Annotated in this window: 14 protein-coding genes; 11 read left to right on the top strand and 3 right to left on the bottom strand. The window is 63.7% G+C overall.

All coding sequences use genetic code 11. The features are described from left to right. Positions 1-22 precede the first annotated feature (22 nt). The 5 genes from tatC (at position 23) to ACKTEK_RS06820 (ending at position 5,245) form a co-directional block, all read left to right on the top strand. A complete protein-coding gene (tatC, locus tag ACKTEK_RS06800; protein ID WP_409164476.1) occupies positions 23-826 on the top strand; it encodes a twin-arginine translocase subunit TatC in 804 nt (267 codons plus the stop codon). A gap of 90 nt (positions 827-916) precedes the next feature. After that, positions 917-2,200 (top strand): serine--tRNA ligase, encoded by a 1,284-nt coding sequence (gene serS, locus ACKTEK_RS06805; protein WP_409164477.1) that lies wholly within the window; start codon positions 917-919, stop codon positions 2,198-2,200. 20 nt (positions 2,201-2,220) lie between these two features. After that, positions 2,221-2,976: a 5'/3'-nucleotidase SurE gene (gene surE, locus ACKTEK_RS06810; protein ID WP_409164478.1), complete on the top strand. Its 756-nt coding sequence runs from the start codon at positions 2,221-2,223 to the stop codon at positions 2,974-2,976. A 34-nt stretch (positions 2,977-3,010) separates the two neighbouring features. Next, positions 3,011-3,688, top strand: coding sequence for a protein-L-isoaspartate(D-aspartate) O-methyltransferase (locus tag ACKTEK_RS06815; RefSeq protein WP_409164479.1), 678 nt, complete (start codon positions 3,011-3,013; stop codon positions 3,686-3,688). Between the two features lie 141 nt (positions 3,689-3,829). Further along, the gene (locus ACKTEK_RS06820; RefSeq protein WP_409164480.1) at positions 3,830-5,245 is read left to right on the top strand and encodes a LysM peptidoglycan-binding domain-containing protein; all 1,416 of its coding nucleotides are present in this window, start codon (positions 3,830-3,832) and stop codon (positions 5,243-5,245) included. 82 nt (positions 5,246-5,327) lie between these two features. On the opposite strand, the gene ACKTEK_RS06825 is transcribed toward ACKTEK_RS06820, so the two are convergent. Then, positions 5,328-6,218, bottom strand: coding sequence for an ATP-binding protein (locus ACKTEK_RS06825; protein WP_409164481.1), 891 nt, complete (start codon positions 6,216-6,218; stop codon positions 5,328-5,330). A gap of 281 nt (positions 6,219-6,499) precedes the next feature. Here ACKTEK_RS06825 and yajC point away from each other — a divergent pair, with 281 nt between their 5' ends. From yajC to ACKTEK_RS06850, 5 genes are all read left to right on the top strand, one after another. After that, positions 6,500-6,829 carry a preprotein translocase subunit YajC gene (gene yajC, locus ACKTEK_RS06830; protein WP_409164482.1) on the top strand — a complete coding sequence of 110 codons (330 nt, stop codon included), beginning with the start codon at positions 6,500-6,502 and terminating at the stop codon, positions 6,827-6,829. Between the two features lie 81 nt (positions 6,830-6,910). After that, positions 6,911-8,515 carry a protein translocase subunit SecD gene (gene secD, locus ACKTEK_RS06835; protein WP_409164483.1) on the top strand — a complete coding sequence of 535 codons (1,605 nt, stop codon included), beginning with the start codon at positions 6,911-6,913 and terminating at the stop codon, positions 8,513-8,515. 35 nt (positions 8,516-8,550) lie between these two features. Beyond that, on the top strand, positions 8,551-9,492 hold the full coding sequence (gene secF / locus ACKTEK_RS06840; RefSeq protein ID WP_409164484.1) for a protein translocase subunit SecF: 942 nt from the start codon (positions 8,551-8,553) through the stop codon (positions 9,490-9,492). 43 nt (positions 9,493-9,535) lie between these two features. Beyond that, positions 9,536-9,913, top strand: coding sequence for an Mth938-like domain-containing protein (locus ACKTEK_RS06845; RefSeq protein ID WP_409164485.1), 378 nt, complete (start codon positions 9,536-9,538; stop codon positions 9,911-9,913). 6 nt (positions 9,914-9,919) lie between these two features. Next, positions 9,920-10,789 carry a phytoene/squalene synthase family protein gene (locus tag ACKTEK_RS06850; protein ID WP_409164486.1) on the top strand — a complete coding sequence of 290 codons (870 nt, stop codon included), beginning with the start codon at positions 9,920-9,922 and terminating at the stop codon, positions 10,787-10,789. 9 nt (positions 10,790-10,798) lie between these two features. Here the strand turns inward: ACKTEK_RS06850 and trmFO are convergent, their stop codons facing one another. Continuing rightward, positions 10,799-12,232, bottom strand: coding sequence for a methylenetetrahydrofolate--tRNA-(uracil(54)-C(5))-methyltransferase (FADH(2)-oxidizing) TrmFO (gene trmFO / locus ACKTEK_RS06855; protein ID WP_409164487.1), 1,434 nt, complete (start codon positions 12,230-12,232; stop codon positions 10,799-10,801). A 180-nt stretch (positions 12,233-12,412) separates the two neighbouring features. Between trmFO and ACKTEK_RS06860 the strand changes: the two genes are divergently transcribed. After that, positions 12,413-13,039 carry a hypothetical protein gene (locus ACKTEK_RS06860; protein WP_409164488.1) on the top strand — a complete coding sequence of 209 codons (627 nt, stop codon included), beginning with the start codon at positions 12,413-12,415 and terminating at the stop codon, positions 13,037-13,039. Positions 13,040-13,065: 26 nt separating this feature from the next. Here ACKTEK_RS06860 and uvrA read toward each other — a convergent pair whose 3' ends face one another. Next, the gene (gene uvrA / locus ACKTEK_RS06865) at positions 13,066-15,954 is read right to left on the bottom strand and encodes an excinuclease ABC subunit UvrA (protein WP_409164489.1); all 2,889 of its coding nucleotides are present in this window, start codon (positions 15,952-15,954) and stop codon (positions 13,066-13,068) included. Positions 15,955-16,171 lie beyond the last annotated feature (217 nt).

A 16,171-nucleotide genomic window follows, 5' to 3' on the forward strand; every position in this document is an offset into this window, starting at 1 on the left:
CTGACAAGAAAGCGATCCGGCCTTGAGCAAATCGGACACGGACGACGAGGACATCGAATCCTCCAAGGCGCCTCTCGTCGAGCACCTCATCGAGCTCCGCCAGCGCCTGATGTGGGCGATGGGTGCGCTTCTGGTGTGCTCCGTCGCGTGTTTCTTCGTCGCGACCGAGATCTTCAACCTGCTGCTGTTCCCGTATGAGTGGGCCGTGGGCGACCGGCGCGAGCTGGAACTGATCTACACCGCACCGCAGGAATTCTTTATCACGCAGCTCAAGTTGAGCGTGTTCGGCGGGTTCTTCATCGCGTTCCCGATCATTGCCACGCAGCTTTATCGTTTCGTTGCGCCGGGCCTGTACCGCCACGAGCGCTCCGCCTTCGTGCCGTACCTGATTGCGACCCCCCTTCTGTTCGTGTTGGGCGCGTCCATCGTCTTCTTCATCGTCATGCCGCTGGCGCTCACCTTTTTCGCTGGCATGGAGCAGACGGGCGCGGAAGGCCTTGCCTCGATCACGCTGCTGCCGCGGGTCAGCGAGTACCTTGGCCTGACGATGACGATGATCCTGGCGTTCGGCATTTGCTTCCAGCTGCCGGTGATCCTCACGCTGCTGGCGCGGGCAGGGGTGCTCACCTCCGATACGCTGCGTAACGGACGGCGCTACGCCGTCGTCGCGACCTTCGCCGCCGCCGCCATCCTCACGCCGCCGGATCTGTTCAGCCAGACCGGGCTTGCGCTGCCCACACTGCTTCTCTACGAAGCTTCCATCCTGGCAGTTCGGCAGGTCGAGAAGCGCCGCGAGCGCGAAGCAGCCAAGGCCGAGAAGGCCTGAGGCAGGTCCGACCGCAGGTGCCGGGTGCGGTGTCGCGCTTTGCGCGCGTGTTTCCCGCGTAGCGTTCTCCCATTCATCAGTGGTGGATAGATGCACGATATCAATTGGATACGCGAAAACCCTGAAGCTTTTGATGAAAAGCTGAAAGCTCGTGGGGCGGAACCCCAATCCGCCGCCGTGCTGGCACTGGACGAGAAGCGTCGCGCCCGTATCGCGGAGCTTCAGGCGATGCAGGAAAAGCGCAACGCCGCCTCTAAGCTTATCGGGCAGGCCAAGCAATCCGGTGACGAATCGCGTGCATCCGAACTGATGGGGGAGGTTTCGCAGCTCAAGTCGGCCATCCAGCAGGGCGAGGAAGACGAACGAACCCTTGAGGCGGAGATGGAGGCGCTGGTTGCCGCGATCCCGAACCTGCCGCTCGACGGCGTGCCGGAAGGTGCCGACGAAAACGACAATGTCGAACTGCATAAGTCCGGCGAGAAGCCTGCGCTCGATTTCGAGCCGAAGCAGCATTTCGAGCTGGGCGAAGCGCTCGGCCTGATGGACTTCGATACCGCGACGAAGTTGTCCGGCGCGCGGTTCGTGGTCCTGAAAGGCGCATTGGCGCGGCTTGAGCGTTCGATCGCGCAGTACATGCTGGACACGCACACACAGACCAACGGCTACACGGAAGTTAACCCGCCGCTGATGGTGCGCGACGAGGTGATGTACGGCACCGGCCAATTGCCGAAATTTGCCGACGACCAGTTCCGCACCGAGGATGGCCGCTGGCTGATCCCGACCGCCGAAGTGCCGCTGACCAACCTGGTGCGCGAATCCATCATCGAGGACGAGACGCTGCCGCGCCGCTACACCGCCTATACGCCGTGCTTCAGGCTTGAGGCCGGTGCTGCGGGTCGCGACACGCGCGGCATGATCCGCCAGCACCAGTTTTCCAAGGTCGAACTCGTCTCGGTGACTCGGCCGGAGGAATCGCTCGATGAACTGGAGCGGATGCGCGAATGCGCCGAAGGCATCCTCAAGGGCCTCGGGCTGCACTACCGCGTCGTGACGTTGTGCACCGGCGACATGGGCTTCGGCGCGCGCAAGACCTATGACATCGAAGTATGGCTGCCCGGGCAGGACGCATACCGCGAGATTTCAAGCTGCTCGGTCTGCGGAGATTTCCAGGCTCGCCGCATGAATGCGCGCTACCGCCCGAAGGACGCCAAGAAGCCGGCCTTTGTCCATACGTTGAACGGTTCCGGGCTTGCTGTCGGCCGCACGCTCGTCGCAGTTCTGGAAAACTACCAGAACGCCGACGGTTCGATCACCATTCCAGATGCGCTGCAGCCCTACATGGGCGGGCTGAAGAGCATCACCGCGGCAACCTGACCTGAAAGCGAAGAGAATATATGCGCATCCTCATCACCAATGACGACGGCATTCACGCACCTGGCCTGAAGTCGCTGGAAAAGATTGCGCGCGATCTCTCCGATGATGTCTGGGTCGTGGCGCCGGAATTCGACCAGAGCGGCGTGTCGCATTCGCTCTCGCTCAATGACCCGATGCGGCTGCGCGAGGTCGGCGACCGACATTTCGCGGTGAAGGGAACGCCGACCGACTGCGTCATCATGGGCGTGAAGCACATCCTCGATACCGCGCCGGACCTGGTGCTGTCGGGCGTCAACCGTGGCCAGAACATTGCCGAGGACATCAAGTATTCCGGCACAATCGCCGGTGCCTTCGAAGGCGCGATCCTCGGCCACCGGGCCATGGCGCTGAGCCAGGCCTACGGTTTCGCGGAAGGCCGCTCGATCGACTATGCCTGCGCCGAGGCGCACGGCGCGAAGACGATCTCCAAGTGCCTGGAGATGGACCTGCCGCGCGACGGGGTCATCAACATCAACTTCCCCGACCGCCTGCCGGACGAGGTGGAGGGCGTGCAGGTGACCCGCCAGGGGCGGCGCGACCAGGCGCTCATGCATATCGATGCGCGCAAGGACGGGCGCGGCAACCCGTATTTCTGGCTCGGATTCTCGCGTCACCGGTCCAACCCGGCGACCGAAACCGACCTGCATGCGATCTACAACGGCTATATTTCGGTGACGCCGCTGAAACTCGACATGACCGACGAAGACCTGCTGTCGCGGCTGGCAGACCACTTCTAGACAATGCCGCGCGGGGCGGGGCAGCAACGAACCCATGGCAACTGAGGCGCAGATCGAGGCCGGCCCATCGCACAACAGTCATGTTGCGCGCGCCGAACTCGTCATGCGGCTGCGCGGGCAGGGCTATTCCGATGTCCGGTTGCTGGCAGCCATCGAGCAGGTCCCGCGTGACCTCTTCCTGCCGCGCCGTTTTGCGTCCATTGCCTACGCCGACCGGCTCATCCCGATTGCGTGCGGGCAGACGGCGTCCAGCGTGCAGGAGGCCGCACAGCTTGCGGTGGCAGCCCGCATCCAGCCCGACCACCGCGTGCTCGAAGTGGGGACCGGCAGCGGCTACCTGACCGCCGTGCTGTCGCGGATCGCGTCCAATGTCTATTCGGTCGAGCGCTACCGGCGCCTCGTCGACCAGGCCACCGAACGTCTCCTCCAGATTGATGCGCAGAACGTGATCCTCGCCCACGCGGACGGTTTTCTCGGTCTGTCGGAATACGCCCCGTTCGACCGCATCATCGTCGGCGGATCGTGCGAGGCGGTGCCCGAGCATCTGGTCGACCAGTTGGCTGAAGGCGGATCGCTGGTTCTGCCGCTGGGGCCGATTGGACGCTCACAGCAACTGACACGTGTCAGCCGCAAGGATGGTGCAACCACGCGCGAACAGCTTGGCGAAATACGCATCGCGCCACTGGTGAAGGGCAGGTCGAGACAGATTTAGTCGGTGCCTTAAACCCTTGTTTACGCCAATGAGGTTAACTCAACTCACGTAATTTTTGGCGTTTCAAGTGTGAGTGTACCGATGCGTAGCGTTATCTCGGAAAGTGCTGTCCGTTGTTCCATCCGGTTGACGGCGGTGTCCATGCTGGCATTGACGGTTGCCGCGTGCAGCACGGACACGACCCGCTTCAGCCAGCCGATGTTTACCTCCTCCAACGACTACACAGGCTCCATCACCCCGCGTGAGGGTGTGGGCTACGGCGGTGTTTCGCCCGACGGTCAGGCTGCCCCGACCGGCGGTGGGATACAGCAGGCACCGATTGCGGCGCCGGGCAACTACCCATCCCAGACCTATCCCTCGCAGTCCTATCCATCCAGCCGCCCTGGCTCGTACGGTTCGGATGATGCATCCGCCCCCGTCTACAGCCAGCAGACCTACACACCGCCGCCGCAGAACTCGCCATATGGCAGTGCGCCAGGCGGTTATGACGGTTCGCCTTCGACAGTGTCTTCCACGCGCCCCGGACCTTCGGCTTCGCCGGCTGGCGGCACGGTTGTCACGGTCGAGCCCAGTGAGACGCTCTATTCCATTTCGCGTCGCTACGGCGTGCCGGTCGATGCGATCATGCAGGCCAACGGCATCACCGATGCGCGTTCTGTCCGCGTCGGCCAGCAGCTGACGATCCCGCAGTACTCGGCCACCCGCTCTGGCTGGGTGACCGGGCCGCAGCCGGCTGCAAGCCGCGCTTCACCGCCCATCATCACAACGCCGACCCCGCGTGCTGCGTCTCCGGTTGCGACCTCAACCTATTCCGCGCCAAAGTCCACGCCGGCTGTCCAGCGCAGCTCGGCCTCCGGCAGCCACACGGTTCAGTCCGGCGAGACGCTGTATTCGATCTCGCGCCGCTACGGCGTCAGCATCGAAGCGCTGCAGGCACAGAACGGCATCACGTCACCGTCCCAGATCCGTGTCGGCCAGTCGCTCTCGATCCCGAATGCAGGCTCGACGGCTGCCGTCATCAACACCCAGGCGCAGCCCGCCGTTTCGCGCAGCAGCGACCCGGCACCGGTTCGTCAGGCTTCCGCACCAGCAGGGCCGCAGCCCGAGCCGGAACCGTCTGCCGCATCGGCTGACGAACCCGTCAACACGGCTTCGATCCCCGCGCCGCAGGCAATCAACGAAGGCTTCCGCTGGCCGGCCCGTGGCCGCGTCATCAGCGGCTTTGGCGAGCCGAACTCCGGTTCCGTAAACGAAGGCATCAACATCGCCGTGCCAGAAGGCACATCTGTCCGCGCCGCCGAGAATGGCGTCGTGATCTACTCCGGCTCGGAGCTGGAAGGTCTCGGCAACCTCGTGCTGGTGCGCCACAGCGACAACTGGGTGACAGCCTACGCACACAACCGCGACCTGCGGGTAAACCGCGGCGACAAGGTCACCCGTGGCCAGATCATCGCCACGGCGGGGCAGACTGGCAAGGTCAAGTCACCGCAGCTGCACTTTGAATTGCGCAAGGGATCGAAGCCTGTCGATCCGCTGCGCTACCTGTCCGCCCTGTAGGGGCCCAGGACGGGGCACGAGGGGGAATACCGCGCACTCTGACCTCCAGCGCGGGTGACGGCGCGGGCGGCTCGAAGACGCATCAAAGGCGAACTTCGAGTCGTCCGGCGACGTCCTGGATGAACTGCCAGGCCACACGCCCCGAACGTGCTCCACGCGTCGTCGACCATTCCAGCGCATCGCGGTGCAATTCGTCGCGGCCGACCTTCAGGCCGAAACGCTCGGCATAGGCGTCCACCATCTCCAGATATTCGTCCTGGCTGCACTTGTGGAAGCCAAGCCACAGGCCGAACCTGTCCGACAGCGACACCTTTTCCTCGACCGCTTCGCTGGGATTGATGGCGGTTGAACGCTCGTTCTCCATCATGTCGCGCGGCAGCAGGTGCCTGCGGTTTGACGTCGCATAGAACAGGACGTTGGTCGGGCGTCCCTCAAGGCCACCTTCAAGCGCTGCCTTCAAGGACTTGTAGGACGTGTCGTCACCGTCGAACGACAGGTCATCGCAAAAGATCAGGAACCGTTCCTCCGCATCACGAAGGCGCGAGAGGAGGAGCGGCAGGCTGTCGATGTCCTCGCGGTGGATCTCGATCAGCTTGAGGCTGCCCGGCTCGATACCGTGGCTTGCGGCTTCCGCGTTGATGGCCGCATGGCAGGCCTTCACGAGCGAGCTCTTGCCCATGCCCCGCGCGCCCCAAAGCAGGGCGTTGTTGGCGGAAAACCCGCGCGCGAAGCGCAACGTGTTGTCAAACAGCAGGTCCTTGGCCCGGTCGACGCCCTTGAGCAGGTCGATGGCGACGCGGTTCACATTCTGCACCGGCTTCAGCACGCCTTCACTGGCCGACCATACGAAGGCGTCCGCGACGCCCATGTCGGTCGGCTGGGGCTGCGGCGGGTAGGCGCGCTCCAGCGCTTCGGTGATGCGGTCGAGGCGGGACAGAAGGGCGTCTTGATCGGTCGGTGTCGAGGTCGTCATGGGGGCGGGCTTACCTGAAATGTTTTTGCGGGGTGCCGCCAGCGCGGCGAGGCTTGCTAGCACGTGGTGCGCAGAGACTTCAAAGTCGCAATCACGAAGTGTGACGGTGTGATTGCAATGCCACGCCGCATTTGTATAGTCCGCGCGGTCTTGACCAGTGACTGGCGAGAGCCGATCTGTGTCGCAAATCCCGCGTGCAGCGCGCAGCGAAGAGTTGGCATCGCCAGCTTCGCGTCGACCACGAGACGCTGCGCCATGCTGAAGAACGAAAGAGACGTGTAATGTTCATTACCCCGGCCTTTGCGCAGAGCGGCGCGTTTGGAGGCGGCGACTTCCTCTTCCAGATTCTCCCGTTCCTGATGATCTTCGTGATCATCTACTTCCTCATTCTGCGCCCGCAGCAGAAGCGGATGAAGGAACACAAGGAGCTGATCGCCAACCTGCGCCGCGGCGACAGCGTCGTGACCTCCGGTGGCCTGATCGGCAAGATCAACAAGGTGAACGACGACGATGTGCAGCTCGAGATCGCGCGCGACACGGTTGTGACCGTCCTGCGCTCGACCATCGCCGAAGTCCGCTCCAAGAGCGAGCCGGTCAAGGATCGCAGCTGAGCTTCAGCTTCGACGGCACTTACCCCAGGAACAGGCGACCGGCCCCGTCCGGTCCTCTTTTGAAAGTTCGATCACCGGGCCATGCTTTATTTCGCGCGCTGGAAAATCCTGCTCATTCTCGCGGTTTCGCTGCTGGGCATCTTGCTGACGATCCCCAACTTCCTTCCGCAGAGGGTGGTGGATTCGCTCCCCGAGTCCTTCCAGCGGGAGATCGTGCTCGGCCTCGACCTCCAGGGTGGCTCTCACCTGTTGCTGGGTGTCGAGACGGACGTGGTCGTGTCGGAACGGCTCGACACGCTGCGTGACGATGTTCGGCAGGCTCTGCGCGACGATCGCATCGGTTATACTGGCCTCGGCATCCAGGGGCAGGCCGTGCAGGTTCGCCTGCGCGACGTGGCTGATCGTGAAAAGGCCCGCACGGCGCTGAACGCGTTGGCGGTGCCGGTTTCCGGTTCGCTGTTCGGCGGCGGTCAGATCACCGAGGTCGAGGTGTCGTTCAACGAGCCGGACGTGTTCCTGCTGACCCTGAGCGAGCAGGGGCTGCAGCAGCGCATCAGTTCCGCCGTCGACCAGTCCATCGAGATCGTGCGCCGCCGTATCGACGAACTCGGCACGACCGAACCGCTGATCCAGCGTCAGGGCACTGACCGCATTCTCGTGCAGGTGCCCGGCCTTGAAGACCCGGCCCGCCTGAAGGATCTGATCGGCACCACGGCGAAGCTGGCCTTCCGCCTTGTCGACCTGTCCATGCCGGCCCAGCAGGCCATCGAGACGCGCCCGCCGGCGGAATCGGAAGTTCTCTACTCGACCGATGACCCGCCGCAGCCCTACGTGATCCAGAAACGCGTGATGGTGGCGGGTGAAGACCTCGTCGATGCGCAGCCCGGTTTCGACCAGCGCACAAACGAGCCGATCGTCACCTTCCGCTTCAACACCTCCGGTGCCCGCAAGTTCGGTGCGGTGACGCAGCAGAACGTCGGACGCCCGTTTGCCATCGTGCTCGACGAGCAGGTCATTTCCGCGCCCGTCATTCGCGAGCCGATCCTCGGCGGCACGGGCCAGATTTCCGGCAGCTTCACCGTCGAGGGCGCCAACGACCTCGCCATCCTGCTGCGCGCCGGCGCGCTTCCCGCGCCGCTGACCATCCTCGAAGAGCGCACGGTCGGTCCGGGCCTTGGCAGTGACAACATCATTGCCGGCGAGACGGCTGCCATCATCGGCGCGCTGCTGGTGCTGGGCTTCATGCTGGTGGCCTACGGCCTCTTCGGCATCTTCGCCAACATCGCGCTGGCCATCAACGTGATGATGCTGCTGGGTGCGCTGACGCTGCTGCAGGCCACGCTGACCCTGCCGGGCATCGCCGGTATCGCGCTGACCATCGGCATGGCGGTGGATGCCAACGTGTTAATCTACGAGCGCATCCGCGAGGAGATAAACGCCGGACGATCGGCGATATCCTCAATCGATTCCGGTTATCGCATGGCGCTCGGCACGATCCTCGATGCCAACATCACGACGCTCATTGTTGCGCTCATCCTCTTCAATCTCGGGTCCGGCCCGGTTCGCGGCTTCGCCGTGACGCTGGCCATCGGCATCCTGACGTCGGTCTTCAGCGCCTTCACGCTGAACCGCCTGATCGTCTCGTCCTGGCTGAAATGGCGCCGGCCCACCAAGCTGCCGATCTGACGCCAGCCTGAACACGAACAACGGAACGGATACACATGCGCGGCTTGCGACTGGTTCCCGACAAGACCTACTTCACGTTCATGAAATGGCGGACGATCAGCTTTGCATTCGCTGTCGCCACCACGATCCTGTCGCTCGGCATCGTCGCCGTGCTCGGGCTGAACTTCGGCATCGATTTTCGCGGCGGCACGCTGATCGAGGTCCAGACCAAGGACGGTCCGGCCAATATCAGCGCGATGCGCGAGATCCTCGGCGATCTCGGTCTCGGTGACGTTCAGATCCAGGAATTCGGTGCACCCAACGATGTGCTGATCCGCGTTCAGGAGCAGGAAGGCGGCGAGCTGGCCCAGCAGGCCGTCATCGAGAAGGTGAAGGGGGCGCTCGGCGACCAGGTCGAATACCGGCGCGTGGAAATCGTCGGCCCGCAGGTATCCGGAGAATTGGTCGAAAGCGGCATCATCGCCGTCATTGCAGCCCTGATCGCGATCCTGATCTACATCTGGTTCCGGTTCGAATGGCAATACGCCATCGGCGCGGTCATATCGACCACGCACGACGTAATCCTCACGCTGGGACTGTTCGCGGCGATCCGATACGAATTCAACCTGTCGTCCATCGCCGCCGTTCTGACCATCGTCGGCTATTCGCTGAACGATACGGTGGTGGTCTACGACCGCATCCGCGACAACCTGCGCCGCTACAAGAAGATGTCGATTGCCGACGTGATCGACCTGTCCATCAACGACATGCTGTCGCGCACGGTAAATACCTCCCTGACGACTCTACTTGCGCTCCTCGCGCTCTATATCTTCGGCGGAGAGATCATACGCGGATTTGCCTTCGCCATGATCTGGGGCGTGATCATCGGGACCTACTCCTCGACGTTCATCGCGGCCCCCATCCTGATCTTCCTGAACCTGCGTCCCCATGCAGGCAAGAAGGACAGCGATACCGCGGAGGCACCTGCGGCCACCTGAGCCGGCGCCGCGCCGGCCAGGTGCGGAAAAACCGGAGACAGCAGTGGCGGACAAAACGGCGCACTTTCCCGGGCGCGCGCAGATCGACACTTACGGCAATGGCGGCTTTCGCTTCGCGGGCATGTCGCATCGTGGCTCGATCATCGCGCTTCCCGGCGGCATCAGCGAATGGAACCCGGCGAATGGGACAGACTTCCGTGTGGACGATTTCCGTCTGCTCGAAGACGAGGCCGACAAGCCGGAAGTCCTGCTGATCGGCACCGGCGCGTCCATTTCGTTTGTCGAACCCGAGGTGCGCGCCTATTTGCGTGATATGGGTATCGGAATTGATTTCATGGACACCGGCGCAGCCGTCGGCACCTACAACATCTTGCTCGCCGAAGACCGCAGCGTCGGCGCGGCGCTGCTGGCGGTGGATTGAGGCGGCATGTCCGATCTGTCTGCAGCATACGCGTTCTGTGGCGCCCAGCTTCGGGCGCACGACAAGGACCGGTTCCTCTCGATCCTGTTCTCGCCAGCCGAAAAGCGTCCGCACCTTTACGCGCTCCACGCGTTTTCAGCCGAGATCACCAATGTCCGTGACAAGGTGAGCGAGCCGATGCCGGGTGAAATCCGCCTGCAATGGTGGATGGATGTCGTGCGCGGTGAACGCGCAAGCGAGGCCGCCTCCAATCCGATTGCCCACGCGCTGACCGAGACGATGGCGCGCTTCTCGCTGCCGGCCAAGGCGTTGGTCGACATGATCGACGCGCGCATCTTCGACCTTTACGACGATCCGATGCCGACGCTTGGCGATTTCGTCGGCTATGCCGGCGAGACGAGTTCCGCGCTCATGCAGATGTCGGCGATCATCCTGAACGATGGCGAAGCGCCGAACACCGCTGATATCGCAGGCCACGGCGGCGTCGCATGTACGATGGCCCGCGTTCTGTGCAACCTGCCCAAGCACATCGCCCACGGGCAGCTCTACATTCCGCTCGACATGCTGAACGCCCACGGCGTCTGCCGCGAGGATGTATTGGCCCGCGAGACGACGCCTGAAGTGCGCGCAGTGCTGAAGGATTTCCACGATGCGGCCGATGATCACGTCGCCGCAATGGGACGCTATCTCGACCAGATACCGGCCAAGGTCGCCCCGGCCTTCCTGCAGACGGCGCTCGTACGCCACTACCTTGCGGCACATGCCGCCCTCAGCGATCCGCTGAACGAGGTCGCGACAGTTCCGCAGTGGCGGCGGCAATGGATCCTGTGGCGGGCAGCGCGCAACGCACGGAAGATCTGCTGCGGCCAGTGCTGACCCGAGCGGTTATTCCGCAGCAGCGAGCGTGCCGCTTTCTCCATCCAGCCAGTTTTTGAGATCTGCACGCGCGCGGTCCGTCATGGCGTGCCTGCGCGCAACGGACTTGGCCTTGCCCTTCGGCTTTCTGCCGTTCTCGTCGAGCGGGTAGGTCCAGTCGTCGTCAAGCGGCGGAAACAGCCCGAAATTGACGTTCATCGGCTGGAAGCTGCGTTGCCCCTGAACCGTTTCCGCCGAGATGTGTCCGCCCGTCACGTGGTTCAGCAGCGCGCCAAGCGCCGTTGTCGGTGGCGGGTTGGCCAATTCGCATCCCATCGCCTCCGCGGCGGCAAAGCGTCCGGCCATGAGGCCGCAGGCCGAGGATTCCACGTAACCTTCAACGCCGGTCATCTGGCCTGCAAACCGCAGGTGCGGCCGCGACCTCAGGCGAAGCTGCGTGTCGAGCAGGCGCGGGCTGTCCATGTAGGTGTTGCGGTGCAGGCCGCCGAGACGCGCGAACTCGGCGTTCTCCAGTCCCGGGATCATGCGGAAGATGTCGGCCTGCGCGCCGTAGCGCATCTTGGTCTGGAACCCGACCATGTTCCACAGCGTGCCAAGCTTGTTGTCCTGACGAAGCTGGACGACCGCGTAGGACTTGGACGTGCCCGGATGCGGGTTGGTGAGGCCGACCGGTTTCATCGGGCCATGCCGCAGGGTTTCGCGACCGCGCGCGGCCATTTCCTCGATGGGCAGGCAGCCGTCGAAATAGGGCGTGTTCTTTTCCCATTCCTTGAACTCGACCTGTTCGGCCGCGAGCAGGGCATCGACGAAGGCATTGTACTGCGCCTCGTCCATCGGGCAGTTGAGATAGTCCGCGCCGGTCCCGCCGGGGCCGGCCTTGTCGTAGCGCGACTGGAACCAGGCCTTGTCCATGTCGATGCTCTCGCGGTGGACGATGGGCGCGATCGCATCGAAAAAGGCAAGCTCGTCGGCCCCGGTCGCCGCGGCGATCTCGGCAGCCAGACCATCTGAGGTGAGGGGGCCGGTCGCGAAAATCCACAGTCCGTCATCGGCGCCCGGCAGCGTGGTGACTTCCCCGCGCCGGATTTCGATGTCGGGATGCTCCCTCAGCGCCTTTGTGATCGCTGCGGAAAATCCGTCGCGGTCAACGGCCAGCGCGCCGCCTGCGGGCACCTGGTTGGCGTCGGCGCTCGCCATGACGAGCGAATTGCAGCGGCGCATTTCCTGGTGGATCAGGCCCACGGCATTGGCATTGGCGTCATCCGACCGGAACGAGTTGGAGCACACCAGCTCGGCGAGGCCGTCGGTGCGGTGTGCATCCGTGCCGCGCGTCGGGCGCATCTCGTGGAGAATGACGCGCGCGCCGGCATTTGCCGCCTGCCAGGCTGCTTCGGTCCCGGCGAGGCCGCCGCCCACGATGTTGATGATCGGTTTGTCCTGCATGGGCGCGAACCATAGCGCCGCGCGGTGCAGGATCAAGCAGGATCGACCGCACCTCAAGCGTTGCCGGACCGCCACATCGGCGCGTTTTCCGCAACGTCGCCTCCCGCAACCCTTTACGAGTCAGTCTCGCAGGTTTAGCAGCGAAGACTTCCGAACATTTCCGAACACGGGATTTGCATGATGACGATCCGTCGCTTCGCAGTTTCTCTGGTCGCCGTAGCCTGCCTTCTGGCCGGTGCGTTCACAACGACGAGCGCATTCGCGCAAGGGTCCGTGCGCTCACAGTCGGCATTCGTGCGCATCACCGCGACGCAAGCCGAGGTGACCATGTGCCATGGCTTCGGCTGCGCGTTCGAGTCGGTCATCCCGTTCCGCGAGGACGACATGGCCAAGCTGCGCGACATCATGGCGGAAGGCACGTCGAGCGCGGCCATGGAGCGCGAGGCGATCAAGCGCGCCGTGGCGTATTTCGAGGAGCACGCCGCGATCTTTGCCGGGACCGCGAAGGACATCGCCGGGAACTACACGACCGGCGGCGATCGCAGCCAGCTCGATTGTGTGGACGAAGCCCGCAACTCAACGCGCTTCCTCATCATGCTGGAGAAGAAGGGCCTGCTGCGCCACCACACGGTCGCCAAGATCGAGGGACGAGGCAACTTCCTCGACACGCGCTATCCGCACAACTCGGCCGTCATCAAGGACAAGAAGACCGGCGTGAAGTGGAGCGTCGACTCATGGATGCGCCACAATGGCGACATTCCCGAAGTCATGACGCTGAAGCGCTGGTTCAAGGAAGGCTATTCCTGATCGCTGACGGCTGAACGCCGGCGCGCCTATTCAGCCGCCGGCTTTGCCACAGCCTTGCGCCTGCGGCCGAGCAATTCCGCCAGGAACTGCCCCGTATAGCTGCGCTCAACGGTCGCGATCTTCTCCGGCGTGCCTTCCGCAACGATCTCGCCGCCGCCGTCACCGCCTTCCGGTCCAAGATCGACGATCCAGTCCGCCGTCTTGATGACCTCGAGGTTGTGCTCGATCACCGCAACGGTGTTTCCGCTGTCGACAAGCTCGTGCAGCACCTCGAGCAGCTTTGCCACGTCATGGAAATGCAGCCCGGTCGTCGGTTCGTCGAGAATGTAGAGCGTGCGTCCGGTGGCGCGCTTCGACAGCTCCTTGGCAAGCTTGATGCGCTGGGCCTCGCCACCTGAAAGGGTCGTCGCCTGCTGGCCGACCTTCACGTAGCCCAGGCCCACGCGCTGCAACGTCTCCAGCTTGTCGCGGATCGACGGCACCGCGTCGAACAGGACGCGGGCCTCCTCGACCGTCATGTCGAGCACGTCGGCAATCGACTTGTTCTTGAACTTCACGTCCAGCGTTTCGCGATTGTAGCGCTCGCCCTTGCAGACATCGCAGGTCACGTAGACGTCCGGCAGGAAGTGCATCTCAATCTTGATGACGCCGTCGCCCTGGCAGGCCTCGCAGCGCCCGCCCTTCACGTTGAACGAAAAGCGGCCCGGCCCGTAGCCGCGTGCCTTGGCTTCCGGCAGCCCGGCAAACCACTCGCGGATAGGCGTAAACGCGCCGGTATAGGTGGCCGGGTTGGAGCGCGGCGTGCGCCCGATGGGGCTCTGGTCGATGTCGATGATCTTGTCGATATGCTCCAGCCCCTCGATGCGCTCGTGCGGGGCAGGGTGCTCGCGCGCGTTGTTCAGCTTGCGCGCGGCGGCCTTGTAGAGCGTGTCGATGAGGAAGGTCGACTTGCCGCCGCCCGACACGCCGGTGACACAAGTGAAGGTGCCGAGCGGGATGTCGACGGTCAGGTTCTTCAGGTTGTTGCCGCTGGCATCGACGACGCGCAGCTTGCGGCCCTTCTTGCCCTTGCGCCGCTCAGCGGGAAGGTCGATCTGACGCATGCCGGTGAGATACTGCCCAGTGAGGCTCGCCGGGTTCGCCATCACCTGCTCAGGCGTGCCGAAGGCAATGACCTGACCACCGTGGACACCGGCTTCCGGGCCAATGTCGACGACATGATCTGCTTCGAGGATCGCGTCCTCGTCATGCTCGACGACGATCACCGTATTGCCGAGGTCGCGCAGGTGCTTCAGCGTTTCCAGCAAGCGGGCATTGTCGCGCTGATGCAGGCCGATGGAGGGTTCGTCCAGCACGTAGAGCACGCCGGTCAGCCCGGAGCCGATCTGCGAGGCGAGCCGGATGCGCTGGCTCTCGCCGCCGGACAGGGACCCGGAATTGCGCGACAGCGTGAGGTACTGCAGGCCGACATCGTTGAGGAACTTCAGGCGTTCGCGAATTTCCTTCAGGATCGAGGGCGCGATTTCCTTCTGCTTGTCGGTGAGACTTTCCGGCAGCTCGGCGAACCAGTCCGCCGCCGCCTTGATCGACAGCGCGCCCACTTCGCCGATGTGCTTGGCATCAAGCTTCACCGCCAGCGCCTCGGGCTTGAGGCGGTAGCCGTTGCAGGCCTCGCACGGATGGTCGCCCTGGAAGCGCGCAAGCTCCTCGCGCACCCACTGGCTCTCGGTCTCGCGCCAGCGCCGCTCGATATTCCCGATGACGCCCTCGAAGGCCTTCTTGGTCTCGTATTTGCGCAGACCATCGTCGTAGACGAACGTGATCTCCTCTTTGCCCGAGCCGAACAGGATCGTGTCGCGCACTTGTTCCGGGAGTTCTTCCCACGGCGTCGCGTTGGAGACCTTGTAGTGACGCGCGATGGCATCCAGCGTCTGCGCGTAATAGGGCGAGGAGGTGCCCGTCTTGGCCCAAGGCAGCACCGCGCCGTCGCGCAGCGAGATCTGCGGGTCGGGCACCACGAGGTTTGCCTCGAACTTCAGCTGCGTGCCGAGCCCGTCGCATTTCGGGCAGGCGCCGTGGGGCGAGTTGAACGAGAAGAGGCGCGGCTCGATCTCGGCAATGGTGAAGCCGGAGACGGGGCATGCGAACTGCTCGGAGAACATCATCCGCTCCGCATTGCCCTTTTCGTCCTGCCTGTCGGCGAACTCGGCGACCGCGAGGCCTTCGGAAAGCTGCAGCGCGGTTTCAAGGCTGTCGGCAAGGCGCGAGGCAATGTCGCCGCGGATGACGATGCGGTCCACGACCACGTCGATGTCGTGCTTGAATTTCTTGTCGAGGGCAGGGACGTCCGGCAACTCGTGGAACGTGCCGTCCACCTTCACGCGCTGGAAGCCGCGCTTCATCAGGTCGGCCATTTCCTTGCGGTACTCGCCCTTGCGCCCGCGCACGATGGGACTGAGCAGGTAGAGCCGTGTGCCTTCCTCAAGCTCCATCAGCCGGTCGACCATCTGGCTGACGGTCTGGCTCTCGATGGGCAGGCCGGTGGCGGGCGAATAGGGAATGCCCACACGCGCGAACAGCAGGCGCATGTAGTCGTAGATTTCGGTGACGGTACCGACCGTGGAGCGCGGGTTTCGCGAAGTCGTTTTCTGCTCGATGGAAATCGCCGGCGACAGACCCTCGATGTGGTCGACGTCCGGCTTCTGCATCATCTCCAGGAACTGGCGCGCATAAGCCGACAGCGATTCCACGTATCGGCGCTGCCCCTCGGCATAGATCGTGTCGAAGGCAAGCGACGACTTGCCGGAGCCGGACAGCCCGGTGAAGACGATCAGCTTGTCGCGCGGAACATCGAGGTCGACGCCCTTGAGATTGTGCTCGCGCGCACCGCGTATCGAAATCGTCTTGTTGGTCATCTGGGCCTCGGAAAAACCCCGGCAGAGGGTGCGGTTATCGATGGCGGCCGGATGCCGCGATATTCCTGTTTTCTGGCGTCTCGCGCAGCCGCTTGCAACGATAGCGACTCGCGCCTAGAACAATACAGGAACATGGGCCGGCAAGGCGAGCCTTCTGTGGAAAATTGACAGCGCGGCGGGCAACCGTCGGACAAAGCAGATAGGGTCCGCCATCGCC

It is taken from the genome of Tepidamorphus sp. 3E244, from assembly GCF_046159835.1.
Taxonomy (GTDB): domain Bacteria; phylum Pseudomonadota; class Alphaproteobacteria; order Rhizobiales; family Tepidamorphaceae; genus JACKJK01.

Coding starts and splice junctions, on each gene's coding strand:
- ACKTEK_RS06850 (WP_409164486.1), top strand. CDS start 9,920: ATGTCCGATCTGTCTGCAGCATACGCGTTCTGTGGCGCCCAGCTTCGG.
- serS (WP_409164477.1), top strand. CDS start 917: ATGCACGATATCAATTGGATACGCGAAAACCCTGAAGCTTTTGATGAA.
- ACKTEK_RS06825 (WP_409164481.1), bottom strand. CDS start 6,218: ATGACGACCTCGACACCGACCGATCAAGACGCCCTTCTGTCCCGCCTC.
- trmFO (WP_409164487.1), bottom strand. CDS start 12,232: ATGCAGGACAAACCGATCATCAACATCGTGGGCGGCGGCCTCGCCGGG.
- secD (WP_409164483.1), top strand. CDS start 6,911: ATGCTTTATTTCGCGCGCTGGAAAATCCTGCTCATTCTCGCGGTTTCG.
- secF (WP_409164484.1), top strand. CDS start 8,551: ATGCGCGGCTTGCGACTGGTTCCCGACAAGACCTACTTCACGTTCATG.
- surE (WP_409164478.1), top strand. CDS start 2,221: ATGCGCATCCTCATCACCAATGACGACGGCATTCACGCACCTGGCCTG.
- ACKTEK_RS06815 (WP_409164479.1), top strand. CDS start 3,011: ATGGCAACTGAGGCGCAGATCGAGGCCGGCCCATCGCACAACAGTCAT.
- ACKTEK_RS06820 (WP_409164480.1), top strand. CDS start 3,830: ATGCTGGCATTGACGGTTGCCGCGTGCAGCACGGACACGACCCGCTTC.
- uvrA (WP_409164489.1), bottom strand. CDS start 15,954: ATGACCAACAAGACGATTTCGATACGCGGTGCGCGCGAGCACAATCTC.
- ACKTEK_RS06860 (WP_409164488.1), top strand. CDS start 12,413: ATGACGATCCGTCGCTTCGCAGTTTCTCTGGTCGCCGTAGCCTGCCTT.
- yajC (WP_409164482.1), top strand. CDS start 6,500: ATGTTCATTACCCCGGCCTTTGCGCAGAGCGGCGCGTTTGGAGGCGGC.